The 25525-nt window shown below is 62.0% G+C and carries 18 protein-coding genes; 12 read left to right on the forward strand and 6 right to left on the reverse strand.

What is annotated here, in order from left to right:
• The first annotated feature begins 36 nt into the window (after positions 1 to 36).
• The gene (locus LPB73_RS23120; RefSeq protein ID WP_175365953.1) at positions 37 to 324 is read left to right on the forward strand and encodes a FeoA family protein; all 288 of its coding nucleotides are present in this window, start codon (positions 37 to 39) and stop codon (positions 322 to 324) included.
• Positions 321 to 2207, forward strand: coding sequence for a ferrous iron transporter B (feoB, locus tag LPB73_RS23125; protein WP_231078338.1), 1887 nt, complete (start codon positions 321 to 323; stop codon positions 2205 to 2207). Before LPB73_RS23120 ends, feoB begins: the two co-directional genes overlap by 4 nt.
• A 63-nt stretch (positions 2208 to 2270) precedes the next feature.
• Here the strand turns inward: feoB and LPB73_RS23130 are convergent, their stop codons facing one another.
• Both LPB73_RS23130 and LPB73_RS23135 read right to left on the reverse strand, forming a co-directional pair.
• The gene (locus LPB73_RS23130) at positions 2271 to 4277 is read right to left on the reverse strand and encodes a TonB-dependent siderophore receptor (RefSeq protein WP_231078339.1); all 2007 of its coding nucleotides are present in this window, start codon (positions 4275 to 4277) and stop codon (positions 2271 to 2273) included.
• Positions 4278 to 4892: 615 nt separating this feature from the next.
• Entirely contained in the window at positions 4893 to 6485 is a 1593-nt protein-coding gene (locus tag LPB73_RS23135; protein ID WP_231078340.1) for a gamma-glutamyltransferase family protein, read from the reverse strand.
• Positions 6486 to 6668: 183 nt separating this feature from the next.
• Here LPB73_RS23135 and LPB73_RS23140 point away from each other — a divergent pair, with 183 nt between their 5' ends.
• Positions 6669 to 8117, forward strand: a complete 1449-nt coding sequence (locus LPB73_RS23140) for an amidohydrolase family protein (protein WP_231078341.1) — start codon at positions 6669 to 6671, stop codon at positions 8115 to 8117.
• A 223-nt stretch (positions 8118 to 8340) separates the two neighbouring features.
• Here the strand turns inward: LPB73_RS23140 and LPB73_RS23145 are convergent, their stop codons facing one another.
• Positions 8341 to 9594 carry an acetyl-CoA C-acetyltransferase gene (locus LPB73_RS23145; protein WP_231078342.1) on the reverse strand — a complete coding sequence of 418 codons (1254 nt, stop codon included), beginning with the start codon at positions 9592 to 9594 and terminating at the stop codon, positions 8341 to 8343.
• Between the two features lie 251 nt (positions 9595 to 9845).
• On the opposite strand from LPB73_RS23145, the gene LPB73_RS23150 reads away from it, so the two are divergent.
• A complete protein-coding gene (locus LPB73_RS23150) occupies positions 9846 to 11408 on the forward strand; it encodes an adenylate/guanylate cyclase domain-containing protein (RefSeq protein WP_231078343.1) in 1563 nt (520 codons plus the stop codon).
• 127 nt (positions 11409 to 11535) lie between these two features.
• A complete protein-coding gene (locus tag LPB73_RS23155; protein ID WP_231078344.1) occupies positions 11536 to 12450 on the forward strand; it encodes a 3'-5' exonuclease in 915 nt (304 codons plus the stop codon).
• Positions 12451 to 12603: 153 nt separating this feature from the next.
• Here LPB73_RS23155 and LPB73_RS23160 read toward each other — a convergent pair whose 3' ends face one another.
• Positions 12604 to 13593: a Bug family tripartite tricarboxylate transporter substrate binding protein gene (locus tag LPB73_RS23160; protein ID WP_093761630.1), complete on the reverse strand. Its 990-nt coding sequence runs from the start codon at positions 13591 to 13593 to the stop codon at positions 12604 to 12606.
• Between the two features lie 223 nt (positions 13594 to 13816).
• Between LPB73_RS23160 and LPB73_RS23165 the strand changes: the two genes are divergently transcribed.
• Positions 13817 to 14875: a ketopantoate reductase family protein gene (locus tag LPB73_RS23165; RefSeq protein WP_231078345.1), complete on the forward strand. Its 1059-nt coding sequence runs from the start codon at positions 13817 to 13819 to the stop codon at positions 14873 to 14875.
• A gap of 86 nt (positions 14876 to 14961) precedes the next feature.
• Here the strand turns inward: LPB73_RS23165 and greA are convergent, their stop codons facing one another.
• Positions 14962 to 15444, reverse strand: a complete 483-nt coding sequence (greA, locus tag LPB73_RS23170; protein ID WP_231078346.1) for a transcription elongation factor GreA — start codon at positions 15442 to 15444, stop codon at positions 14962 to 14964.
• A 340-nt stretch (positions 15445 to 15784) separates the two neighbouring features.
• Here greA and LPB73_RS23175 point away from each other — a divergent pair, with 340 nt between their 5' ends.
• A complete protein-coding gene (locus LPB73_RS23175) occupies positions 15785 to 17653 on the forward strand; it encodes a dihydroxy-acid dehydratase (RefSeq protein WP_231078347.1) in 1869 nt (622 codons plus the stop codon).
• A gap of 182 nt (positions 17654 to 17835) precedes the next feature.
• Here LPB73_RS23175 and LPB73_RS23180 read toward each other — a convergent pair whose 3' ends face one another.
• Complete coding sequence (locus LPB73_RS23180) at positions 17836 to 18192, reverse strand: hypothetical protein (RefSeq protein ID WP_231078348.1); 357 nt, start codon at positions 18190 to 18192, stop codon at positions 17836 to 17838.
• A 452-nt stretch (positions 18193 to 18644) separates the two neighbouring features.
• Here LPB73_RS23180 and LPB73_RS23185 point away from each other — a divergent pair, with 452 nt between their 5' ends.
• The 5 genes from LPB73_RS23185 to hemA all read left to right on the forward strand — a co-directional run bounded on the left by LPB73_RS23185 (position 18645) and on the right by hemA (position 25431).
• Positions 18645 to 19379 (forward strand): outer membrane protein, encoded by a 735-nt coding sequence (locus LPB73_RS23185; protein WP_089266850.1) that lies wholly within the window; start codon positions 18645 to 18647, stop codon positions 19377 to 19379.
• A gap of 190 nt (positions 19380 to 19569) precedes the next feature.
• Positions 19570 to 21714, forward strand: coding sequence for a methyl-accepting chemotaxis protein (locus LPB73_RS23190; protein WP_231078349.1), 2145 nt, complete (start codon positions 19570 to 19572; stop codon positions 21712 to 21714).
• A gap of 120 nt (positions 21715 to 21834) precedes the next feature.
• Complete coding sequence (gene bioB / locus LPB73_RS23195) at positions 21835 to 22887, forward strand: biotin synthase BioB (RefSeq protein ID WP_231078350.1); 1053 nt, start codon at positions 21835 to 21837, stop codon at positions 22885 to 22887.
• An 87-nt stretch (positions 22888 to 22974) separates the two neighbouring features.
• Positions 22975 to 24039 (forward strand): MBL fold metallo-hydrolase, encoded by a 1065-nt coding sequence (locus LPB73_RS23200; RefSeq protein WP_231078351.1) that lies wholly within the window; start codon positions 22975 to 22977, stop codon positions 24037 to 24039.
• A gap of 162 nt (positions 24040 to 24201) precedes the next feature.
• On the forward strand, positions 24202 to 25431 hold the full coding sequence (gene hemA, locus LPB73_RS23205) for a 5-aminolevulinate synthase (protein ID WP_089266846.1): 1230 nt from the start codon (positions 24202 to 24204) through the stop codon (positions 25429 to 25431).
• Positions 25432 to 25525: the final 94 nt, after the last annotated feature.

Here is a 25525-nt window from a genome sequence, read left to right on the forward strand (position 1 = left end):
TTGACCTTGTCAGGACGCTGCTCGACAAGGTCGGGCATGACCGTCCACCAGACTGCATCCGAAACATCCATACACGAATTGCGCCTCGGCAATGCGCCGCGCGGATTCATCGGAACCATCGTGGCGTTGCAGCCCGATATTGCAGGCGCCGCCGAGAGCGGCCACGAGCTCGAACGGCATCTGCTGGAAATGGGCTTCACCGAAGGCGCGCGCGTCGAGATCCTGCATCAGGGTGCCATCCAGCGCGATCCGATCGCGGTGCGCGTCGACAATATTACGATCGCCGTCCGCCGGCGCGAAGCCATGGCAGTTGTTGTGAAATGACCCATACAGACGTGACCACCGAGCGCTTTCATCTCGCGCTGGTGGGAGCCCCCAATAGCGGCAAGACATCGCTGTTCAACGCACTCACCGGCAGCCGCCAGAAGGTGGCCAACTATGCGGGCGTCACCGTCGAGCGCAAGGCAGGCGCCTTTGTGACACCGGTCGGCCGTCAGGTGACGCTGCTCGACCTGCCCGGCACCTATTCGCTGCGCGGCCGCAGCCCGGACGAGGAGATCACCCGCGACGTCGTACTCGGCAAGCGCCCCGGCGAAGCTGCACCCGATCTGGTCCTGTGCATCGCCGACGCTACCAATCTGCGCCTCACGCTGCGGCTGATCCTGGAACTCAAGCGTACCGGTCGCCCACTGCTGGTGGTGCTCAACATGTTCGACATCGCGCAGCGCCGCGGCGTCAGCATCGATGTCGATGCGATGTCCGTAGCACTCGGCGTGCCGGTGATCACCTCGATCGCGGTGAAGAAGGCCGGCGTCGAGGAATTGCGCAAGCGCACCGACGAATTCGCCGCCAATATGCCGGCGGTCGTCGCCGGCGACGGCTGGAAGCCGCTCGGCCTGTCCGAGATGAAGGCGCTGCAGCGCGAGGCCGACCGCATCATCCGCGAAACCGTCACGATGCCAACCAAGCCCGACACGCTGACCACGCGCGTCGATGCCGTGGTGCTGCATCCCGTCGCCGGTCTCGCGATTCTCGCGCTCATTTTGTTTGTGATGTTCCAGGCGGTGTTCTCCTGGGCGCAGCCGCTGATGGAGCTGCTGTCGGATTCGTTCGGCGCGCTGGGTACGCTGGTGGCACAGGTGCTGCCTGAAGGAATCTTGCAGAGTTTCCTGCAGAACGGGTTGATCGCCGGCGTCGGCAGCGTGCTGGTGTTCCTGCCGCAGATCATCATCATCTTCCTGTTCATCCTGCTGCTGGAAGATTTCGGTTACATGGCGCGCGCGGCGTTCCTGATGGACCGCATCATGGGCGGCGCCGGACTGCATGGCCGCGCCTTCATCCCGCTGCTGTCGAGCTTCGCCTGCGCCATCCCCGGCATCATGGCAACGCGTGTGATCGACAACCGCCGCGACCGCCTGACCACCATCTTGATCGCGCCGCTGATGACCTGTTCGGCGCGCATCCCGGTCTATACGCTGATCATCTCCGCCTTCATCCCGGCGGAAAACGTCTGGGGCTGGGTCAATCTGCAGGGTCTGGTGATGTTCGGGCTCTACATCGCCGGCATCGGCAGCGCCCTCGCCGCGTCCTTCGTCATCAAGTTCTTCATGTGGCGCGACTACCAGCCGGCGCCCTTCATGCTGGAATTGCCGGACTACAAGCTGCCGCGCATCAAGAGCATCGCCATCGGCGTCTATACCCGCGCCAAGATGTTCCTGCAGCGCGCCGGCACCACGATCCTGTCGATGATGATCCTGATCTGGTTCCTGGCCTCGTTCCCGCAGGCACCGGCCGGCGCCGAAGGTCCGGCGATCAATTACAGCCTGGCTGCGATGATCGGAAAATTCCTGGAGCCGTTCTTCGCACCGCTCGGCTTCAACTGGCAGATCGCCGTGGCGCTGATCCCCGGCATGGCGGCGCGCGAAGTCGCGGTCGGCGCGCTCGGCACCGTCTATGCGATCGAAGGCGGCAAGGAAGCGGCGGATGCGATCGGCCAGGCGCTGGCCAGCAAATGGAGCCTCGCGACGGCCCTGTCGTTCCTGGCCTGGTTCATCTTCGCCCCCCAATGCGCCTCGACACTGGCCGTGATCCGCCGCGAGACCGGCAGCACCAAGTGGATGGTGGTGACGTTCCTCTACATGTTCGCGCTGGCCTATGTGGCGAGCCTGATCACCTACACCATCGCGAAGGCGGCCGGGCTGGGGTAGCCCGGCCAGCGTGGCATCCTTCGCACCGACACTGTGATTTGAAGTTCATCCTGTGCCGCTGCATCACCATCGGTAACGCAGCGTCGCGATCACATCGCGCCGCATGCCATAATAGCAGCCGGAATCCTGACACAGCCGCACATAGGTCTTGTCGAACAGGTTGCTGGCATTGAGCTGGAACTTGAAGCCCTTGAACTGCGGTCCAAGTCCGGCAAGATCATAGTGAAGCGCCGCATCGAACAGCGTGACGCCGGGAACGTTATAGGTGTTCATGCTGTCGCCCGCTGTTTCCCCGAAATAGCGGACGCCGGCCGCCAGACCGAAACCATCGAGGACGCCGCTGCGGAAGGTGTAATCGGCCCATAGCGATGCCGCATTGCGCGGGACACCGATTGGCCGTTTACCGAGCGTATCAGGCTCCGAATTCGTATTGACCAGGTCGAGATAAGTGTAGGCGCCAAGCAATGTCAGGCTGCGATCGACCTGTACCTTGCCCTCGATCTCGATCCCGCGCGACCGGATCTCGCCGGCCTGGACCCGGTTTCTGATATCGTTCGGATCCTGCATCACCACGTTCTGCTGCTTCAGGTCGAAAGCTGCGAAAGTCAGGAGCATCTTTTCGTCTGGTTGATACTTAACGCCGAACTCCTTCTGCTGACCGGTCGTCGGCTTGAACGGATTCAGGGTCCTGTTCGACGCCCCAACGATCGGCTGGAACGACTCCGTGTATTGAATGTATGGCGCCACGCCGTTGTCGAACTTGTACAGCAAGGCGCCGCGCTTGGTGGTCGCTTCATCCGATGTCGCGGTGGTGCCGAAGGTCGTGCCGTCGAAGGTCGAGACCGTACGCGACTCGGCTCGATCATGCCGGACTCCCAATAGCGCAACCCAGTGGTCGAACTTGATCTGATCCTGCAGATAAACGCCGACCTGATCGAAGGTCTGCCTGCTGGCGCCATCGAAATCCAGCGCTGGAACAGTTATGCCATAGACAGGATTCAGCGCGTTGATCGCTCCAACATCGGCGAGATAGCCGTTGGAGGCCCGATCGGTGCCGGTCTGGTAGTCCACCCCGAACAACGTCATGTGCTGGAACGGTCCGGTCGCGAACTTCGCTTCGGCCTGATTGTCGATTGCAAAGGTACGCAGTGTTTCCGCCGCAGAAAACGCATCGCGGCCTATGCTGGTAATGTTCGTCTGGTTGGACTGGGGATAGACCGCCTGTGTATAGGTGCTGTTGTCGGTATAGCGGAGATTTTGCCGCACCGTCCAAACGTTATCGAAGCGATGTTCGAACAGATAGCCAATCGAACCATATTCGCGCTTGAATATATTATAGTTGGGGTCGCCCAGGTAGAAGCTGGTTGGAATCCGGCCATTGACGGTCGAGAACAACGTTCCCACGCCATTCGGCAGTAGCTGATTGTAGAAGCCCGCTTTCGGGTCCCTTTGATAGGTCCCCTGGAAGGTGATCGTGGTATCGTTTGTCGGCCGCCACGTCAGCGACGGCGCGATCGAGACGCGCTGATAGTCGCCGTGGTCGACCTGGCTGCCGACGTCGTAGCCGGAAGCGGTGAGGCGATAGAGAAATTCCTTGTTTTTATCGAGTGGCCCGCTGACATCGATGCCGCTCTGGACGCGGCCGTAACTGCCGGTCGAAACGAACATCTCCTGATACGGCTCTGTGGTCGGCCGCTTGCTGACCATATTGACCACACCGCCCGGCGAGGCCTGACCGTAGAGCACCGACGCAGGCCCGTGCAGCACCTCCAACCGCTCAAGATTGAAAGGATCGACCAGCGTATAGGCGAAGGTGCCCGACGCCACCCGCAACGAGTCCAGATACTGATCGGCGAGAAAGCCCCTGACATAAACCTGATCGAAGCGGCCGTCGGCACCGTTCCGCTCGCCGACCACCCCGGACGTATAGCGCGTGGCCTGCGACACGCTCTGTGCGGCCTGTGCCTGGATCTGATCCTGCGTGACGACGGAAATTGCCTGCGGCGTTTCGATCAACGGCGTGTCGGTTTTTGTGCCCGTCCCGCTACGGGTCGCGACGTAGCCGTCCACGTGCCCCCAAGCGGTTTCGGGCCTCGGATTGACCGGACTTGGCGCAACGGCTTGCTGCGATCGGCGGGCAGCAACGCGACGGTCGCCCCGCGCGCCTGATGTGCTGCGTTTGACTTGAGGGCGCCGTGTCGCTTGCTGTTGTGGCGCGTCGACCGTCACTGCGGGAAGTGTCGACTGCGCACGAACAGCAGTCGTAAAATCGAGCGACATGACAAACGCACTCGCCGCACCGAGCCATGCGGCACGCTTCCAGTTCTTTGATTTTATGATCACGAATTGCCCCAGCTATTCAGCAAGCCTAAGCAGCCCGCTTTACAGCTTCTTCGTGATCCAAAGAGAGAATGGCAACAGGTCAACTGCTAGAATAGGTCAAAGTCGGCGCCGGATACGATCGGCCTGGCGTTGGCAAATGGAGCCTGGCCACCGCACTGTCGTTCCTATGTGGCGGGCCTGATCACCTCCACCGTCGCGAAGGCGGCCGGGCTGGGCTGAGGCAGAAGAAGCTCGTCATTGCGAGCGCAGCGAAGCAATCCAGAAAGAACTGGATTGCTTCGTCGCTTCGCTAAGGGGAAAGCTTGCTTTCCCTGACCTCGCAATGACGGCCGAGTATCGGACTCAGAATCCCGCCGCGAGCCCATCCTTGCGCGGGTCCGAGCCGGCGACATAGCCGCCATCGATTTTGCGCACGAGCTGCGCGCCGCCGAAACCGAAGGCGGAGTCCGGCGGTTCGCGCTCGATGACATGGCCGCGGCTGGCGAGGTCTGCCGCGACATTGTCCGGCACCGCGGTTTCGATCGCCACTTTCAACCCAGCGACATAGCGCCAGCGCGGCGCATCCGCCGCCGTCTGCGGATCCTGCCCCCAGAGCTGCATGCGCAGCATGATCTGCAGATGGCCCTGTGCCTGCATCGGGCCGCCCATCAGGCCGAAGGCCATCAGCGGCTCTTTGCCCTGCATGACAAAACCGGGAATGATGGTCTGGAACGGGCGCTTGCGCGGACCGACCTGATTGGGATGACCCTCAGTCAGGACGAAACCGAAGCCACGATTCTGCAGGCTGATGCCGGTGCCGGGCACGACGACGCCAGAGCCGAAGCCCGAATAGTTCGACTGGATATAGGACACCATCATGCCGGAAGCGTCGCCGGTGGACAGGCACACCGTGCCGCCGGTCTTGGGCGCACCGGCGCCGAAATCCTGCGCACGGCTGCGATCGATCAGCTTGGTGCGCGAGGCGAGATAGGTGGGATTGAGCAGATGCGCGACGGTGACATCGTGCATGTAATCTAGATCGGCGGCATAGGCATAGACATCGGCGAAAGCTAGTTTCGTGGCTTCGATCTGCAGATGGAAGGCATCGCCGCTGTCGAGCACGAGACCGTCGGTGCCATAGGCCCGCATGATGCCCAGCGCCATCAGCGCCGCGATGCCCTGCCCGTTCGGCGGGATTTCGTGCAGCGATGCGTCGCCGAAATCCTGATGGATGGTGCCGCACCAGTCATTGCGATGCGCGGCCATGTCGGCCTCGTCGAGCACAGCGCCATGTTCGCGCGCAAAGGCAGCGATGCGCTGGGCGAGTTCGCCGCGATAGAAGGCTTGGCCTTTGGTCTCGGCGATCAGCTTGAGTGAATAGGCATGGCCCGGTGCCTTGAAGAGTTCACCCGCCGCAGGCGCACGACCGTTCGGCATGAAGGCCTCGGCAAAGCCCGGCTGGTTCTTCAACTCCTCCGCACCGCGGCGCCAGAGTTCGGCGATCACGGGCGAGACGTGGAAGCCATTCTCCGCATAGGAGATCGCAGGCTCGAACAAGTCAGCGAATGGCAGCTTGCCGAAGCGTTCGGACAGGTCGACCCAGGCCGAGACGGCGCCGGGCACGGTGACGCTCTCCCACCCGCGATGCGGGAATGTCTTGTGATTTGCAAATCGCTCCGGCGTCCATCCCGCCGGCGACCGGCCCGAGGCGTTGAGGCCGTGCAGCTCCTTGCCATCCCAGAGGATGCAATAGGCGTCCGATCCGATGCCGTTGCCGGTCGGCTCGACCACGGTCAGCGTGATCGCTGCCGCGAGCGCCGCATCCAGCGCATTGCCGCCGCGCTCCAGCATGCGCAACCCGGCGTGCGTTGCCAGCGGCTGCGACGCCGCCACCACATTGCGCGCCATGACCGGCGAACGGCGGGAAGCGTAAAGGCCATCATGTCTGTATTGCATCAGTTCAGGCTCTCTTCAGGACTTTGCAGATCAACGCGTCTTCTTATCGTCATTTGCACGAGCCGAACAGACGGGTTGCACCTGCCAAATAGACAGGCGGGTCTGCTCACCTCTCGATCTTGCACCGGCTAGTCGCTTGCGCTTACGGTTCCTCACATTTCGTCGATCGCGAGAGGATCAGCATTGACCATCACCGTTATCCGCAACGCGGACTATGTCGTCGCCTGGGACGCCGCAAAGAACAGCCACACCTATGTCACCGGCGGCGACGTCGCTTTCGACGGCGGCCAGATCGTGTTTGCCGGCCGCGACTATCAGGGCGAAGCGGTCACGACCATCGACGGACGCGGGTTCATGGTGATGCCGGGTCTCGTCGATATCCACTCGCATCCGTCCAGCGAACCACTCAACAAGGGCTTTCTCGACGAGATCGGCTCGCCCGGCCTGTATAATTCGTCGCTTTACGAATACATGCCGATCCTGCGGTCCGATCCGGAAGGCGTGCCGGACTGCGTGCGCGTTGCGTATTCCGAACTGCTGCTGTCCGGCGTCACCACGGTGGTTGATCTATCGATGCCGCATCCGCAATGGCTCGATCTCGCCGGACAAAGCGGCCTGCGCGTCTATATCGCTCCGGGGTTCCGCTCGGCGCGCTGGTTCACGCCGAATGGCACGCTCGTCGATTACGAATGGAACGAGAAGGCCGGCGAAGACGGCATGCTGCAGGCCTTCGCGCTCATCGATGCCGCCGAGAGCCATCCGTCCGGCCGCCTCTCCGGCATGATGTATCCGGCGCAGATCGACACCTGCACGCCGCAACTGATGAAAGACAGTTACGCCGAAGCGAAACGCCGCGGCATTCCGTGGCAGACTCATGCCGCACAGTCGGTGTCGGAATTCCACGAGATCGTCCGCCGGCATGGCGTGACGCCGATCCAGTGGCTCGGCGAACTCGGCGTGCTCGGCCCGACCTCGCTGGTCGGTCACTCCATCTTCGTCGACGACCATCCGCTGACGCCGTGGCACACCAAGCGCGATCTTGCGCTGCTCGCCGAAACCGGAACGACGGTGGCGCATTGTCCCACCGTGTTCATGCGCCGCGGCATCGCGCTACGCGATGTCGGCCGCTATCGCGCGGCCGGCATTTCGGTGGCGATCGGCACCGATACCTATCCGCACAACATGATCGAGGAAATGCGCAACGTGACGATGACCTCGCGACTGATGGCCGGGCATCCGCGCGGCCTGAACTCGACCATGCTGTTCGAGGCTGCCACCACCGTCGGCGCCAAGGCGCTCGGCCGCGACGACATCGGTAGGCTCGAGGCTGGCTGCAAGGCCGATTTCGTGATGGTCGACGTCACCCATCCGATGATGCAGCCGCATCGCGATCCGATCCGCAGCATGATCTATGCGGCGGCGGAACGCGCGGTGCGTCACGTCTATGTCGATGGCCGGCAGGTGGTGAAGGACGGCGTGGTGCAGACGTTCGATTATCCAGCCGCGGCGCTGCGTGTGCATGAGGCGCAGATCCGCGCCGAGGAGCGCACGCCCGGTCTCGACTGGGCGGGCCGCAAGCTGACGGAAATCTCGCCGCTGTCGTTCCCGTTGGCGTGGCCATCAAACGAGTAAGGCCGTCACAGGCTTTGCTCCAGACGCCGGCACGTTCCCTCGCCCCACATTTGCGGGGAGAGGGTTAGGGTTTGATGCTTCGGCACACGCGGACTCACGGGTTGAGAAATTTTCCGACCCGCGAGTCCGCGTGTGCTGTGTCTGAAGTGATAGCCCCTCACCCGACCGGCTTTGCCGGTCGACCTCTCCCCGCAAAGAGCGGGGAGAGGTTAGAAGCAAACGCTTACACGCGCTCGATGATGATCGCCGGTGCCATGCCGCCGGCGGCGCACATGGTGACCAGACCGCGCTTCAGGTTGCGGCGCTCGAGTTCGTCGAGAACCGTGCCGATCAGGATCGCGCCGGTGGCGCCGATCGGATGACCCAGCGCGATCGAGCCGCCATTGACGTTGACCTTGCTGCGGTCGAGGTCGAGATCGCGGATGAACTTCTCGGCGACCACGGCGAAGGCTTCATTGATCTCCCACAGATCGATGTCTTCCTTCTTGAGACCGGCCTTTGCCAGCACCTTCTTCGCAGCCGGCACCGGCGCATTCAGCATCAGGGTCGGGTCGTCGCCGATATTGGCCATGGCCACGATGCGTGCGCGTGGCTTCAGGCCATGCTTGTCGGCATAGGACTTTGAGGTCAGCAGCAAGGCTGCGGCACCATCGACCACGCCCGATGAATTGCCGGCGTGGTGGAAATGCTCGATCTTGAGATCCGGATATTTCTGGTTGATCTGCTTGCGGAAGGTCATGCCGCTTTCATCCAGCGGATGATCGGCCATCGCGGCGAAAGCCGGCTTCAGGCCGGCGAGACCTTCGGCAGTGGTTTCCGGACGCGGATATTCGTCCTTGGCGAGCACGATGTTGCCCTCGTCATCCTTGACCGGGACGAGGCTCTTGTCGAAACGGCCTTCCTTGATCGCGATCGCAGCGCGACGCTGGCTTTCGAGGCCTAGCGCATCGAGCGCCTCGCGGCTGATGCCCTCCATCGAGGCAATCGCGTCGCCGCAGATGCCCTGATGCGACTGCGGATGCACCTTGGCGAGCCGCTTGTTGCCCGAGCCCATGCCGAGCGGCGCCTTGCCGGCCGCCATATCTTCGGCGGCCATCGCACCGGTCAGCGACATCATCTCGGTGCCGCCGGCGATGACGACGTCTTCCATGCCCGACATGATCTGGGCCGCGGCGAAGTTCACCGCGGTGATGCCGCCGCCGCAGAAGCGATCGAGGGTGGTGCCGGAGGCCTTGATGTCATAGCCGGCATCGAGCGCGGCCATTCGGCCGAGATCGCCGCCCTGCTTGCCGCGCTGGGTCGAGGTCGACCAGATCACGTCGTCGACGTCTGCGGTGTTGAGTTTGTTGCGCTCGGCAATCGCCTTGAGCACGGTGGCGGCGAGATGCTGCGGATGCTGTTCGGCGAGCTTGCCCTTGCCCACTTTGCCGATACCACGGGGCGTGCGGACTGCGTCGATAATATAAGCGTCGGCCATGATCTTCTCCCAAGAGTTTTGAAGTGTTTTTCTGACCGCGAGATTGGCCAAGCGACCCGTGAAGTCAAGGTGCGCAGGCGGCATGCACGTCTGCCAAAATTGGCGGGCATCCGGCGCAATTTCATCCGCTACCGGAAAATTGGCACAACCCAGGCACGATATTATAACCATACCGGTGCTATGAGACGGAGGCCACCGCGCCGCTGCACGCTCATTGCGCTCAACAGCCAGAAATCCAGGAACCTATCTTCATGGATCAGCCTGATGTCACCCGCCGACGCTCGCGTGTATTTGCGCCCGGCCTCGCCGTCGCCGCGCTGTTGCTTCTGCTGCCTGTAGCCGTGTGGCTGGATCTGACCAATCTGGTTGACGCCGCTTTGCGCCGGCAGGCCAACGACCTGAACTCCGTGATCACCAGTGTGCGTGGTTATTACGCAACCAATGTGGTCGGGCGCGTGCTGGCCCATCAGGGCACCACGCAGGTGGTTCACAATTATGAAAGCGTACCGGGCGCGATCCCGATTCCGGCGACGCTGTCCCTCGAACTCGGCCGGGTGATCGGGGCGCAGCAGGAGAATATCAACTACCGCTTCGTGTCGGACTACCCATTCCAGAACCGCGCGCCGCACCAGCTCGACGATTTCGAAAAGACCGCGCTGCGCAGCCTGCGCGACAATTCCGAACAGAAGATCATCGACACCAGGGCGTCGCTGTTCAGCGACACGGTCCGCATCGTCGCGCCGGTGCTGATGGGCCCGGCCTGTGTCAGCTGCCACAACACCCACCCGGAAAGCCCAAAGAAGGACTGGAAGGTCGGCGACGTCCGCGGCATCCAGGAAGTCATCATCACGCAACCGATCGCGGCCAATCTGTTCTCGTTCAAGTTCCTGCTGGCCTATTTTGCGCTGGCCGCCGTCAGCGGCGTCTCGTTCCTGGCTTTGCAGCGGCGCCAGTCGCAGCGCATTGCCGGCATGAACCATGAGCTGGAAGCCAACAACGATTTCCTCGCCGCACTCTCCATGAAGATCTCTCGCTACATCTCGCCCCAGGTCTACAAGAGCATCTTCAGCGGTCAGAAGGACGTCACCATCCATACCGAGCGCAAGAAGCTGACGATCTTCTTCTCCGACATCCAGAATTTCACGGCCACCACCGAGCGGCTGCAGCCAGAGCTGATCACGCATCTGCTCAACGAGTATTTCACGGAGATGTCGGCGATTGCCCACGAATATGGCGGCACGATCGATAAATTCATCGGCGATGCGATGCTGATCTTCTTCGGCGACCCCGAAACCAAGGGCGACCGGCAGGATGCGCAGGACTGCCTGCGCATGGCGTGGCGGATGCAGCGCAGGCTGATCGAGTTGAATGCGAAGTGGCGCACCGAAGGCATCGAGGAGCCGTTCAAGGCTCGCATCGGCATCAATTCCGGCTATTGCAATGTCGGCAATTTCGGCAGCGCCGATCGCATGGACTATACGATCATCGGCGCGGAAGCGAACCTCGCCGCACGCCTGCAGTCGATCGCAGAACCTGGCGGCATCGCCATCAGCTATGAAACCTTCGCACTGGTGAGCGACATCATCACCTCGCATCCGCTGCCGCCGATCACCATGAAGGGCATCAGCCGCGAGGTCGTGCCCTATGCGGTCGACAGCATCATCGACGACAGGCCGGTACAAACCGATATCGTCGTTGAACGCATGCCGGGGCTGGATTTCTATCTGGACCCTTCCGCCGTGCGGCCGGCCGACGCCGACCGCCTGCGTTCCGTGCTGAACGAGGCGCTCGCCTCGCTGGATCGCAAGGTATAATCTGCGCCGAATCAACGCCCCAGCGCCACACAGCTGTGTCTATCGCCGGCAGGCAGGTTGCCCCGATTCAGCGAACACCATAGTCATGGCTGAACGACGCTGCGCCTGAAGAACTGCCCGGAATCAGATGCTCCAAGACGATCTTAGCCTGCAGGACGATCCCGGCCTTGCCGCCATGGCGGACACGCTCGCAAGATCGACCGATTACCGCGTCCTCCGCCGGCTGATCCCGCGCACCGAATTTGCGCCGGCCAATGGCCAGCCGACCCGATCCGGAATCCTCCTCGACGTCGAGACCACGGGCCTCGATCAGGTGCGCGACGAAGTCATCGAACTTGCCATGATCAAGTTCGACTATCTGCCGGACGGCAGCATTACGCGCGTGGCGGATGTCTTCACCGCATTCAACGAGCCGTCGCGGCCGATCCCGCCGGAGATCACCGAGCTGACGGGCATCACGGACGAGACCGTTGCGGGACACCGCATCGATCCCGATGCCGTCGCCGCTTTCGCCGACGACGCCGTCATCGTCATCGCGCATAATGCAGGCTTCGACCGCAAGTTTTCCGAGCGCTACTGGCCGGTGTTCCAGCACAAGGCCTGGGGCTGTTCGGCCACGGAAGTGGACTGGCGCAAACACGGCTTTGACGGATCGCGCCTCGGCTATCTGCTCGCCGGCGCAGGCTTCTTTCACCAGGCCCACCGCGCGATCGACGATTGTCACGCGCTGCTGGAGATTCTCGCGTTCGAATTGCCCGATCTCGGTGCGCCGGCACTGGCGGTTCTTCTGGAACGCGCCCGGAAGAAAACGATGCGAGTCTGGGCAGAGCAGTCGCCTTTCGATCTCAAGGACGAGCTGAAGCGACGCGGCTATCGCTGGAGCGACGGCTCCGACGGCCGGCCAAAGTCCTGGTACATCGATGTCGAGGAAAGCAAGGAAGCGAGCGAAATCGAATTCCTGCGCAAGACGATCTATATGCGCGATGTCGAACCGCGTGTGCAGGCGCTCAGCGCGATGAGCCGGTTTTCGGTGCGAGCGTAGAACATCTAGAGAAAAGGCTAGATATTCGCGCCGTCATTGCGAGGAGCTCTTGCGACGAAGCAATCCAGTCTTTTTCTTCTTGAAGACAAGAACTGGATTGCCGCGTCGCTTCGCTCCTCGCAATGACGGACGTTAATTCAATCCAGCCGGCGGTCAGACCGGCTGCAAACCGAGCGCCTGTGCCGCCTCGATCCAGACCGGTAGCTCCTTCTGATACAGCGCATTGGTCTCCTTGAAGCCGAGCGCCGGTTCGAGCACGAAGGTCTTCAGCACTTCCTTCACTTTCGGATCGCTGTTGGCCGCGACGCAAAGCTGCGACAGCCGATCGACAATCGGCTGCGGCGTTGCCTTGGGCACAGCCCAGCCCGTGAAGCCACTCACCGTGAAGAACTTCGACGTCGCCCCCTGTTCAGGCAGCGTCTTCACATTGGGGATGGCGTCGACCTTCTTCGAATGCACGGCGAATGGCACGCCGCGGTCGCTCTGCAGCACACTTTGTGATGCCGTGTAGCTGCCCATCGCAAAATCGATCGAGCCTTCCGCCAGTCCCGTCCACATCGGCGCTTCGCCGCGATAATGGATCGGCTCGATCTTGAGGCCATACTGCTTGTTGAGTTCGTTGATCGTCATGTGCGGGGCCGAGCCGACGCTATAGGTGCCGAAGTTCACCTTGTCGTTCTTGCGCGCGAAGGCGACGAAGTCCTCCAGCGTCTTGACGCCGGATTTTGGACTGGCAACCAGTGGCAATCCGGCGCCGGGAATGACGCTGACCAGCGTCAGGTCCTTGTCCATGTCGTAGCCGGGCGTCTTGAGCATCACACGGTTCATTACATAGGTGGTCGAGATGGAGCAGAGAATCGTGTGACCGTCTGGCTCGGCGCGCGCGACTTCCGCTGTGCCAATGGCGCCAGACGCGCCGGCCTTGTTTTCGATGACGACAGTCTGTCCGACCTGTTTGGAAATATATTCGCCGAAGGCGCGCGCGAGCAGATCGGTCTGCCCACCAGCTGGGTAACTGCAGATCATGCGTATCTGCCGCGATGGCCAAGCGGCTTGCGCCGAAGCACCGCGCGCGACGAACGGCATGGCGGCAGCTGCCGACCCGGCAGCAATGAAGTGACGACGATTGATGATCGCAGACATGTTTCCCTCCGTTGTTTTTTATGACGGTACCCGATCGCTCCCTCATTCGCCACGACGATAGGCGGGACAGATTGGCGCATTGGAAAAGCAAATCGCTTCCAGCTCTGCACGTATCGGCTCACGCCATCTGGATCGCAGCGCGGCAGTGCAGTAGTGTCCGCGCAAACTAAAAATGCCGGACCGTTCGGATCTGGCGCACACATCACGTGAGGGACGAAACACCATGGCGCGGAATATTCTGATTCTCGGAGCTTCCTACGGCTCGTTGCTGGCGACGAAGCTCTTGATGGCCGGTCATAACGTAACCCTCGTGTGCCGGAAGAAGACCGCCGAACTCATCAATCGCGATGGTACGGAAGTGCGCATCAAACTGCGCGACGAACCGACCCACCGCGCCATCTTCTCACGCGACCTGCCAGGCAAACTGGATGCGACCTCGCCGGATCAGGTCGACCTGTCGCGCTACGATCTGGTCGGCCTTGCGATGCAGGAGCCGCAATACACCAACCACACGATCCGCGTTCTGATGATCAAGATCGCCGCGGCGAAGCTGCCTTGTCTGTCGATCATGAACATGCCGCCGCTGCCCTATCTCAAGCGCATTCCGGGGCTGGCCGACATGAAACTCGAAGAGGCCTATACCAATGCCCAGGTGTGGGAACGCTTCGACCCGGGACTGGTGACGCTGTGCTCGCCCGATCCGCAGGCCTTCCGGCCACCGGAAGAAGCGGCGAATGTCCTTCACGTCGGCCTGCCGACGAATTTCAAGGCATCGGCCTTTGCCGATCCGGCTCACAACAAGCTGCTGCGCGAACTCGAAGCCGACATCGACGCCGTGAAGCTCGACGGCCAGGACGTGCCGGTGAAGCTGAAAGTATTCGACTCGCTGTTCGTGCCGCTGGCGAAATGGTCGATGCTACTCACGGGCAACTATCGCTGCATCACGCCGGAAGAGCCGCAGTCGATCCGCGAGGCCGTTCACGGCGACCTGAAAGTGTCGCAGTCGATCTACGAGCATGTCGATGCCGTGGCGCGGCGTCTCGGCGCTGATCCCGAAGATCAGGTCCCGTTCGCCAAATACGCCAAGGCAGCGGAGAGCCTGCTCAAGCCGTCATCGGCGGCCCGGGCTGTCGCGGCCGGCGCGCCGTTTATCGAGCGGGTCGATCTTCTGGTGAAGTTGATCTCGCATCAGCTCGGCATGACCAATGCAAATATCGACCGCACGGTCGAGGTCGTCGATCAGAAGCTCAACGAGCGGCTGGAGTCCGGCGCGGGAATCTGACGCGCTGGCGTGATGGTGCTGTGATTGAATATTGGCTTCGCGACTGACGTCAGACGCGAAGCCACCACCGCGACGGCGTGTGTCCTCTATTCAATCGATATGATCTCGAGTTCCTGGACGCCCGTGCCGACGACATCGCCGACGGCCTTGCCCATGAGCGATTTCGCCACCGGGGACACGAAGGAAATCGAACCGGCCTTGGGATCCGCTTCGTCCTCGCCCACGATCCGATAGGTCTGCACACGCCCGTCATTGCGGCTGAAAGTCACCGTGCTCCCAAAGGCTACGGTGTCGGTCGATGTCGGAGCTGGAACGAGCTGGGCCGTGCGGACACGGGCCGCGAAATAGCGCATGTCCCGCAACGGGATTGCCGCCTGCCGCCGCCGTTCGTTCACGTCGTCGATCGCGCTCGCGGCGTCATGCGCCTCGCGGGCCTGCTGGAGCTGCGTCTCCAGCGCCTGCAAACCTGCCTCGGTCACGAGGTTCGGATGAGGCGAGATCGGGCGATCGGGCAGCAGGGTTTCCGCAGCCGTTTCGGCACTTTCTTCCTTGGTGAAGGCAACGCTCAATCTCGAACTCCGTATCGACGCGATCCGCTGTGACGGCGCAGGAAGCGATTATCCCATTGGTTTGTCAAAACCATGCAGAAATAGCCTGATCGCGTAAATGGCACCCGGAATTTTGCTGCTTTGCGGCACCGGACGGCGACAAGGCAGCCCTGTTCCAGCGGAGGGGCAATCCGATTGTGTTTGCGATCTTCGGGGGTTATGCACTGGCTAGACCGATCCTAAATTGGATCGTGGACGGACCCTGCCCTGACCGCAGGGTCTGACATGCGCCAATGCCGAGCGCCGGCGGCGGTGCATTCAAGCCTCGCAGATCAAGAACGCCGTCAGGAAGGAATTCGTCGTGTCCAAGTCGCCCGTCGTCACCATCGACAACCATCCCGGCCGCTCAGCGCAGACCATCGGCATTGCGCGCATACTCGGCACGGACGAGACGCTCATTCATGAGCCGTCGGTGGGCGTGGTCGGCACCAAGGGCGACAGCCAGTGCTATATGGGCGTGATGTCCAAGGTGGACGCGATTCATGAGAGCCTGAAGAAGCGCATCGGCCGCGGCCAAGGCCAGCTGCCCTATCGGCTGGTGCAGCCGGAATACACCATTGCGACCTCGGACGGCATCCGCAACGGCACGCGCGAAATGCGCTATTCGCTGATCGGCCGCGAAGTGACCAACGACGCGCTGTCGGAGCATCTGAGCGCAACCGGCCTGCTCGGCACCATCGCCGTGGTCGCCTGCGACAAGCCGCCGGTCGGCGCGCTGGCTGCGCTGCTCGAACATAACGAGCCGTCGATCATCATGTCGGACGGCGCGATCCATCCCGGCACCGATCCGGAGACGGGCGAGAAGCTCGACATCGTCAGCGCCTATCAGGTCGCCGGCAATCCGGATGCCGAATATCGCCACCGCATCGCCTGCCATGCCTGCCCGGGCTATGGCTCTTGCGGCGGCATCTTCACCTACAACACCATGCAGACCTTCATCGGCGTGGTCGGCATGCAGCCGCTGCACATGGTGGCGCCGCCGTCGGACGATCCGCGCCGCGTCAAGGAATTCCCGGAGCAGCTGGTCAGCTATCTCGCCAACATGATCGCCAAGGGCATCAAGCCGCGCGACATCGTCAGCCGCGACTCGATCCGCAACGCGATGATCGTGTCGCTGGCGATCGGTGGCTCGACCAATGTGACGCTGCATGCGCCGGAAATCGCGCGCGCCGCAGGCTTTGCGGACTTCTGGAAAGAAGTGATGACGCCGGCGGAGTTCAACTACCTTTCGCAATATATCGTGCCGGTCCTCACCGACGCGCGGCCCTACGGCAAGTATTCGATGGTCGATATCGATGCGGTCGGCGGCGTGCAGGTGATCGTGCGCGAGCTGATGGATGCCGGCCTGATCAATGGCGACGTGTTGACCTGCACCGGCGAAACGCTGGCCGAGCAGATCAAACGCCTCGAGACCAAGCCGGCCGACGGCCGTGTCGTCTATACTGTCGCGAAGCCCTACAAGCCGACCGGCGGGTTGCGCGTGCTCGGCGGTAACCTGTCGCCGGAATTTTCCGCCATTCTCAAGCTCGCCGGCGTCGAAGGCGGGCTCGAGGACAATCGCTTCCGCGGCACCGCGCGCGTGTTCGAAGGCGAGCGCGGCCTGCTGCAGGCGCTCGACCAGCATCCGGAGAAATTCCAGAACCACGACATGGTCATCGTGCGCTACGACGGCCCTGTGGGTGCGCCCGGCATGCCGGAAATGCTCGACCCGACCTCGCGTATCACCACGCTGTGCCGCGAGCGCAATATCGTGGTTGGTCTCATGACCGATGCGCGCTTCTCCGGCGGCTCGGTGGGCCTGGTCATCGGCCATGTCGGCCCGGAAGCCGCACTCGGTGGTGCCATCGGGTTGATCGAGGACGGCGACGAGATCATCGCCGACCTCAATCTCAACGAACTTAACTGCACGCAGCTGCAGGATCCGGCCATCTATGCCAAGCGCAAGGCGGCATGGGAAAAGGTCGTTGCGGACAATGGCGGCATCCATCCGAGCTGCGGCGAGGCTGATACGCGCTTGCTCCATCGCGCCCGCACCAGCGCCGTGCCCGCCACCCGCGGCGCCGGCCTGCATCCGAACCGCGAGGTTTGGGTGCGCAACCAGCGCGAGGCCACACGCTCGGGTTTCGTGCCGAAAAATACGCATCGTCCAGAAGCCAACAAGGCTTTCTAAACCTGCGGACGGGCGCTCAGGGCCGGGTTTGCTGCGAAGCTCCCGGCCCGAGCCATTTCCCGTCATCTTCCATCAGCTCTTCCCAAAACGGCCGGAGCATTTTTCTTGATTGGAAGCACGATCTCTCGACAAACGAACTCGTTTGTCGGCGAAAACCGGCATCCTCTTTTCGGGATCATGCTCTAGCCATCTCCCGCTTCGAGCATTTTGAGCGCCTCGCGGTTATCGGCGGCGCGGGCATCGTCGATGTAAGCGACGAGCAACCGGTTGATGGCGACCGAATCAAGCAGCCTGAATTCGCGGGGCCTGATCCAGCCATCGAAATAGCGGTCGATATAACCGATGGGGCTATCGCGCTCCTCCACCCAGTTCGGCCCGATCAGGCCTTGGGGGTGCGGTTCCCAGTAGCAGGAAATGAGGTGGCCGCCTTGGGCACCACCTTGGGCAGAGTGGCCAAGGATTCGCTGACCGTCGCGTGGCGCTTCACTCATCGGCCGAAGGAAGTGGCCGTATTCACGTAAAATCCGCTCAACCTGCATGCAACGCGATTCCATTCCCGGAGGCGCCGACCGGCGCCACGCGAACATCTAACGGGTCGCGCGTTTTTTGTTTCCAATGTGATCTGGGTGGCCCCGCAGCCGACGTTTGCACAGCGGTTTTGAGACGTTCCAAACGTGATGCGGGGTTGCAGCCGATGCGGATAAAGCGCTGCGGTTTTGCCGATCACAATAAATCGATCTAGAGCAAAACCAAACTGCTGCGGGTTAGCCCGAGCAGGTACGCTGGTCCGCCAAACCTCTGTAAATTAAGGCATCTTTCAGCTTTTATTAAGGCGTCGATAAGCATGCCGTTGCGCCAATCCAGATCGTGTCGGGTTGTCGATTGCTGTGGCGAATGGGTGACAGCATTTTACGCAAAAGCTGTCTAAGTCCACGCCATAGACGGAGCGAACGCGCTCTCGCTCTAAAATGGTTTTCTGGAGAAGAAGAAAATGAAGAACTTCCTGATGGGCACCGTTGCCCTGATCGCCCTGGGCGCCTCGGTTCCGGCAATGGCCGCTGACCTGGCTGCTCGTCCCTATACCAAGGCTCCGGCTTACGTTGCCGCTCCGATCTACAACTGGACCGGTTTCTACATCGGCGGTCACGTCGGCGGCGCGTTCAATGGTTCGAACGGCTTCGGCGGCACCTCCGACAATTCGGATGGCCGTTTCCTCGGCGGTCTGCAGATCGGCGCTGACTACCAGTTCGCTCCGAACTGGGTCGTTGGTATCGAAGGTCAGTACAGCTGGGTTGGTTCGAACAACACCAACGTCGCTTTCCTCACCACGCCAGGCGTCACCTACAACCTGAACCAGAAGGGCCTCGGCTCGGTCACCGGTCGTATCGGTTACACCTGGGGTCCGGCACTGCTCTACGTGAAGGGCGGCTACGCTTACTCCGACTACAGCGAATCGCTGGTCACCACCGCTGGTGGCGTTCCGGTTGCCTTCGCTGGCGGCACCAAGCATGACGGTTACACCGTCGGCGCCGGCCTCGAATACCTGTTCACCCAGAACTGGTCGGGCAAGGTTGAGTACCAGTACTACGACTTCGGCAAGACCACCTTCGCCGCTCCGTCGCCTGCTGGCATCGTCGGCCTGTCGTCCAAGAACGACGAGCACACCGTCAAGGCTGGCCTGAACTACCGCTTCAACTGGGGTGGCCCGGTTGTCGCGAAGTACTGAGCTTCGCGCCTGATTTCAGGCTCGTGACTACGGAAAGGCCGGCGGAAACGCCGGCCTTTTTCGTTTTACCCTTTGGTAACCTCGCAAGCCCCGCGACAGCCAAAGGTTGCCGATTTACCCGAATATTAACCCGGTACCTACATACTCTCTACGCGATCCGCCACCAGGACGGTGGACGCGGGGGGAATCAATGGCACTGACGTCATTCATCGGAAAATTCGGACGGTTTCGTTTCTCGCGGCCCCGTTGGGGCATCCGCGGCAGCCTGTTCGCCGCCTTCGCGGTTATTGCGGGCATGGCGATCCTGATCAGCGCCGGTGCCGGCATGATTCTCGGTCAGCTCGGCGGCATGATGACGGACCTGAACGGCCGGGACATTCCGAAACTGACCGCCAGCCTTCAACTGGCCACCGCCAGCGAGAGTCTTGCCAGCCAGGGCCCGATGCTGCTGGCATCGAGCAGCCCCGACGTTCTGAAGGAACGCTCGCAACGCATGCGGGATACGCACAAGATTGCAGTCGAGAAGCTCGACACCATCGCCAAGCTCGGCGCCGACAAGGCCGTGGTCGCCGCCCTGGCCGATACCGTCAAGAACATCGAAGACACGATTCGCAGCCTTGGCGCTGCCACCCAGGAACGTCTCGACGCCGTCGCCCAGCATCAGAAGCAATACGACTCCCTGCGCGCCGCTGCGGCAAACTTCGTCAAGATGTCGGAGCCAGCCGCCACCGACGCCCAGAACGTGATGAACGACACGCTGCGGGCAACAGTCTTCTCGGCCGAAGATTCCGGCGAAGCCGCGCGAGTCATCGTGCAGGTCGGCGAAGTCGTCGCCAGCACCAACCTGATCTCGTCCGATCTGATGGCCGCACTGTCGGCCGGCTCGTCGGAAGCGCTCTCTCCGATCGAAGACAACTTCAAGGCCGCCCAGACCCGCGTCAAATCCAATCTCGATGCTCTCGTCGGCATCAAAGGGACCAAAGAACTCAAGGAAGCCGCCCTGCAGCTGCTGGCGATCGGCGACGGCAAGAACAGCGTCTTCAAGGTGCGCCAGAAGGAGATGGATACCGTCGAATACGGCGAACTCATTCTCGACGAGACGCGCAAGCTCAATGTCGGCCTCGGCATGAGCGTCAAGCAACTGGTCGACAAGGTACGCAGCGAAACCGATGCCGCCACGACACAGGCACAGACGACAATCACGCTCGCGACGCAGGCGATGCTCGGCCTCGGCGCGCTGACGCTGATCGGATCGGCATTGTTCGTCTGGCTCTATGTCGGCCGCAGCATTCTGCGCCGCCTCGCGCAATTGCAGCGCGCGATGCAGCGGCTGTCCAGCGGAGATCTCGACACCGAGATCGCCCGCAGCCGCCAGCAGGACGAAATCGCGGCGATGGCGGGCACGCTCGAAGTGTTTCGCGACAGCATGATCAACGCCCGCGCGCTCAGCGCGGAGCAGGATCAGGACCGCATTGCCAAGGGCGAACGCACGTCGCGCATCGAAGCCCGCATCGTCGACTTCGAGAGCAAGGTGCGCACCGCTTTGGAGAAGCTGCAGAGTTCAGCCGATTCCATGCAATCGACCGCGCAGAGCATGACGGCCACCGCCGATCGTTCCAGCGCGCTGGTCAGCGCCGTCGCGTCGGCTGCAGAGGAAACTTCGGTGAACGTCCAGACGGTGTCGGCCGGGACCGAGCAGCTGTCGTCATCGATCAACGAGATCAGCCGACAGGTCGTCACGTCAACCGAAATCGCCGCCAAGGCCGTCAACGAGGCCGGCGAAACCGATGCAACGATGCAGGGCTTGGCCGACAACGCCAATCGCATCAGCGTGGTGATCGATCTGATCCAGACCATCGCGTCGCAGACCAACCTGCTGGCGCTCAACGCGACCATCGAGGCTGCGCGCGCCGGCGATGCAGGCCGTGGCTTCGCCGTCGTCGCCTCCGAGGTGAAGAGCCTTGCCGATCAGACCGCAAAGGCCACCGACGAGATTCGCACGCAGATCGTGTCGATGCAGCAGGTCACGTCCACCGCCGTCGGAGCGATCCGCAACATCGGGCAGACCATCGCCGAGATCAATCATGTGAGTGCTGCCATCGCTACCGCCGTCGAACAGCAAGGTGCGGCAACACGCGAGATCGCGCGCAACATCCAGCACGCCGCCGGCGGCACCAGCGAAGTGTCGAGCAACATTGTCGGCGTCAGCGATGCATCGACGCAGGCCGGCACGGCTGCCAACGACGTGCTCGGCGCCTCGGGCGAACTGCGCCGCGAGGCGGACGTTCTTCGTGGTGAAATCGACGAATTCCTGTCGAGTATCCGCGCGGCATAGGAGCGGCGATCCAGCGCATGGCTGCACCCGGCCAGCGTCATTGCTCCAACCCTCAAAATCATGGACTGCTTTCACAGCAGCCCATGATCGGTGGCTGCGCAGAATGTAAGGATTGCGTGAATGCCCCCAACTCCCTCTGCATGGACATCGACCGAACTGCGCCACGACTGGCAACGCCATGAAGCCCAGGCACTCTATGATTTGCCGTTTGCAGACCTGATTTTTCAGGCGCAGAGCACCCACCGCATCAATTTCGATCCGAATCACGTCGAGACCGCGAGCCTGCTCAGCATCAAGACCGGCGGCTGCGCGGAAGACTGCGGTTATTGCTCGCAAAGCGCGCACTACAACACTGACGTCAAGGCGACCAAGCTGATGGACCGCGACGCCGTGGTTGCCACGGCGCAGCGCGCAAAGGATGCCGGTGCGAGCCGCTTCTGCATGGCCGCGGCCTGGCGCAATCCCAAGGACAAGGATCTCGACCGCGTATGCGATATGGTCAGCGCGGTGAAGGATCTCGGCCTCGAGACCTGCGCGACGCTGGGCATGCTCACGGAAGATCAGGCCAAACGCCTGCAGGACGCCGGCCTCGACTTCTACAATCACAATGTCGATACCTCGCCGGAATTCTACGGCAAGATCATCACTACGCGCACGATGGAAGATCGCATCGAGACATTGGCGCGGGCGCGCCATGCCGGCCTCAAGGTCTGCTGCGGCGGTATCATCGGCATGGGCGAGCAGGTCGAGGATCGTCTGGGCATGCTGATGCTGCTGGCGAACCTGCCGCATCATCCGGACAGCGTGCCGATCAATATGTGGAACGAAGTGAAGGGCGTGCCGGTCAACGACACCGCCGAGCGCCCGGATCCGATCGCGCTGGTCCGCATGATTGCCGTGGCGCGTATCATGATGCCCAAGAGCGTGGTGCGGCTTTCCGCCGGACGGCAATATATGACCGATGAATTGCAGGCACTGTGCTTCGTCGCCGGCGCCAATTCCATCTTCATCGGCGACGTGCTGCTGACCACGAAGAACCCCCAGACCGACCGCGACGCCAACCTGCTGGACCGGCTGGGCATGACCTCGCGGCTCGACGACGTGAGCGGAAAGAGCACGCCGACTCCGCCGGTTACCGCTTCAGCACAGGCCGATATGCGCGCCAGCGCATAAACCCATGCCCTGCGCCAGCCGAATTTGTGCTGGCGCAGGGGTCCTTGGCCCGCTAAGCCGGATGAAAAGGACATTGTGACAGAACCGATGCATTCGAAAACAGACGCCAGCACAAAGCCAGCCGATGACCTCCGCTATCCCTGGGAGAACCATCCCGGGACCGATCAGGTGGTCGAAATTGCTCCGGGCGTTCTCTGGATCCGGCTCGACCTGCCGTTTCGCCTCAACCATGTGAACATCTATCTGCTCGCCGACGGCGACGGCTGGGCCATGGTGGATACCGGCATCGGCAATGACGCCACCATCGCTGCATGGACGAAACTGTTCGAAGGTCCGCTGAAGGGCAAACCGATCAGCAAGGTGATCGTCACCCACGCGCATCCCGATCATGTCGGCCAGGCCGGCTGGATGGTGCAGCGGTTCAACTGCCCGTTCTATATGTCGCAAGTCGAATATCTGCAGGGCGTCTATCACCAGCACCGCCGCACCGAAGAGCGCATCGTCAATATGCGGCAGTTCTTCCATCGCCACGGCATGGATGCAGATATTACCGAGCAATTGCTCGGCCGCGGCCAGGAGTATCTGAAGAAGACGGTACCGCTTCCGGCCGCCTATCGCCGACTGTCCGATGGCGACGATCTCGTGATCGGCACGCGCACCTTCCGCGTGCTCACCGGCGCCGGCCATTCTCCGGATCAGGTGATGCTGTATTGCGAGGCCGACAAACTGTTCCTGTCGGCCGATCAGGTGCTCAGCAAGATCTCGCCGAATGTCAGCGTCTGGGCCCATGAGCCCGACGAGAATTCGCTCGGCTCCTATCTGCATTCACTGAAACGTCTCGCCGAGACGCTGCCCGACGATGTGCTCGTGCTCCCCGGTCACGGCGTGCCGTTTCACGGCCTCAAGATCCGCATCAAGCAGCTCGCCGACCATCATGAAGAGCGCTGCCAGATGATCGCCGCCGCGTGCAAGGACACCGGCAAGACCTCCGCCCAACTCGTGCCGGTGGTGTTTCACAAGCACAAGCTGGATGCCCACCAGACCGGCTTTGCGGCCGGCGAATTGATCGCCCACGTCAATCACATGTTGGCGCAGAAGCGGCTGACCTCGACAATGGGCGCCGATGGCACGCTGCGGTTCAAATCGGCGTAACCTGCAGCGCAGAAAAAATTCGTGAATGACCTCAGGCTCTTGATGCACATCAAAAGCCGCGGCGCTTGGTCAAATTGACCAATTGCGCCTCGACAGCCAAGCTGGAAAAGCTCTAAAACGCACCTGACGCTGGGTTCGGGTTTCGTTTTTGGGTCTTTTGCGATGGATTACAGCAAGTTCTTCAGTGACGCGCTCAATCGTTTGCATGACGAGCGCCGTTATCGTGTCTTCGCCGATCTCGAGCGCATTGCCGGTCGGTTCCCGCATGCGGTCTGGCACACGCCGCAGGGCCCGCGCAATGTCGTGATCTGGTGCTCCAACGATTACCTCGGCATGGGCCAGCACCCGAAAGTGGTCGGCGCCATGGTCGAGACTGCGACCCGTGTCGGCACCGGCGCCGGCGGCACCCGCAATATCGCAGGCACCCATCATCCGCTGGTGCAGCTCGAGGAAGAACTCGCGGACCTCCACGGCAAGCAGGCCGCCCTGCTGTTCACCTCGGGCTATGTCTCGAACCAGACCGGCATTTCCACGCTCGCCAAGCTGATGCCGAATTGCCTGATCCTGTCTGATGCGCTGAATCATAACTCGATGATCGAAGGCATCCGGCAGGCCGGATGCGACCGCGTGGTGTTCCGCCATAACGACGTCGCGCATCTCGAGGAACTGCTGAAGGCTGCCGATCCCGCGCGTCCGAAGCTGATCGCCTGCGAGAGTCTGTATTCGATGGACGGCGACGTCGCGCCGCTGGCTGCGATCTGCGATCTCGCCGAACGCTATGGCGCGATGACCTATGTGGACGAAGTGCATGCGGTCGGCATGTATGGCCCACGCGGCGGCGGCATTGCCGAGCGTGATGGCGTGATGCATCGCATCGACGTACTCGAAGGCACGCTCGCCAAAGCCTATGGCTGCCTCGGCGGCTATATCGCAGCAAACAAGGACATTGTAGACGCCGTGCGCTCCTATGCGCCGGGCTTTATCTTCACCACCGCGCTGCCGCCGGCGATCTGCTCGGCCGCGACCGCAGCGATCAAGCACCTGAAGAGCTCCAGCTGGGAGCGTGAGCGCCATCAGGATCGCGCTGCGCGGGTCAAGGCGATCCTCACCGCCGCCGGCATTCCGGTGATGTCCACCGACACCCATATCGTGCCGGTATTCGTTGGCGATGCCGAACTCTGCAAGAAGGCCTGCGATCTGCTGCTCGAAGATCACGGCATTTACATCCAGCCGATCAACTACCCGACCGTCGCCAAGGGCGCCGAGCGCCTCCGCATCACGCCGTCGCCCTATCACGACGACGTGCTGATCGATCATCTCGCGGAATCGCTGCTGCAGGTGTGGGATGAACTCGGCCTGCCACTGCGCACCAAGGCGCTGGCAGCGGAGTAATCCTCTCACGGCCGTCATTGCGAGCGCAGCGAAGCAATCCAGAGGCCCGAAGCGAAGACTGGATTGCTTCGTCGCTATGCTCCTCGCAATGAGG

It is taken from the genome of Tardiphaga sp. 37S4 (assembly GCF_021044645.1).
GTDB lineage: Bacteria > Pseudomonadota > Alphaproteobacteria > Rhizobiales > Xanthobacteraceae > Tardiphaga > Tardiphaga robiniae.

What these genes read in the sequence shown, in the direction of transcription:
- LPB73_RS23165 (WP_231078345.1), top strand. Translation starts at nt 13,817, where the DNA reads ATGGCGCGGAATATTCTGATTCTCGGAGCTTCCTACGGCTCGTTGCTG.
- LPB73_RS23180 (WP_231078348.1), bottom strand. Translation starts at nt 18,192, where the DNA reads ATGCAGGTTGAGCGGATTTTACGTGAATACGGCCACTTCCTTCGGCCG.
- LPB73_RS23120 (WP_175365953.1), top strand. Translation starts at nt 37, where the DNA reads ATGACCGTCCACCAGACTGCATCCGAAACATCCATACACGAATTGCGC.
- hemA (WP_089266846.1), top strand. Translation starts at nt 24,202, where the DNA reads ATGGATTACAGCAAGTTCTTCAGTGACGCGCTCAATCGTTTGCATGAC.
- LPB73_RS23150 (WP_231078343.1), top strand. Translation starts at nt 9,846, where the DNA reads ATGGATCAGCCTGATGTCACCCGCCGACGCTCGCGTGTATTTGCGCCC.
- bioB (WP_231078350.1), top strand. Translation starts at nt 21,835, where the DNA reads ATGCCCCCAACTCCCTCTGCATGGACATCGACCGAACTGCGCCACGAC.
- LPB73_RS23185 (WP_089266850.1), top strand. Translation starts at nt 18,645, where the DNA reads ATGAAGAACTTCCTGATGGGCACCGTTGCCCTGATCGCCCTGGGCGCC.
- LPB73_RS23155 (WP_231078344.1), top strand. Translation starts at nt 11,536, where the DNA reads ATGCTCCAAGACGATCTTAGCCTGCAGGACGATCCCGGCCTTGCCGCC.
- LPB73_RS23190 (WP_231078349.1), top strand. Translation starts at nt 19,570, where the DNA reads ATGGCACTGACGTCATTCATCGGAAAATTCGGACGGTTTCGTTTCTCG.
- feoB (WP_231078338.1), top strand. Translation starts at nt 321, where the DNA reads ATGACCCATACAGACGTGACCACCGAGCGCTTTCATCTCGCGCTGGTG.
- LPB73_RS23200 (WP_231078351.1), top strand. Translation starts at nt 22,975, where the DNA reads ATGCATTCGAAAACAGACGCCAGCACAAAGCCAGCCGATGACCTCCGC.
- LPB73_RS23135 (WP_231078340.1), bottom strand. Translation starts at nt 6,485, where the DNA reads ATGCAATACAGACATGATGGCCTTTACGCTTCCCGCCGTTCGCCGGTC.
- LPB73_RS23160 (WP_093761630.1), bottom strand. Translation starts at nt 13,593, where the DNA reads ATGTCTGCGATCATCAATCGTCGTCACTTCATTGCTGCCGGGTCGGCA.
- LPB73_RS23145 (WP_231078342.1), bottom strand. Translation starts at nt 9,594, where the DNA reads ATGGCCGACGCTTATATTATCGACGCAGTCCGCACGCCCCGTGGTATC.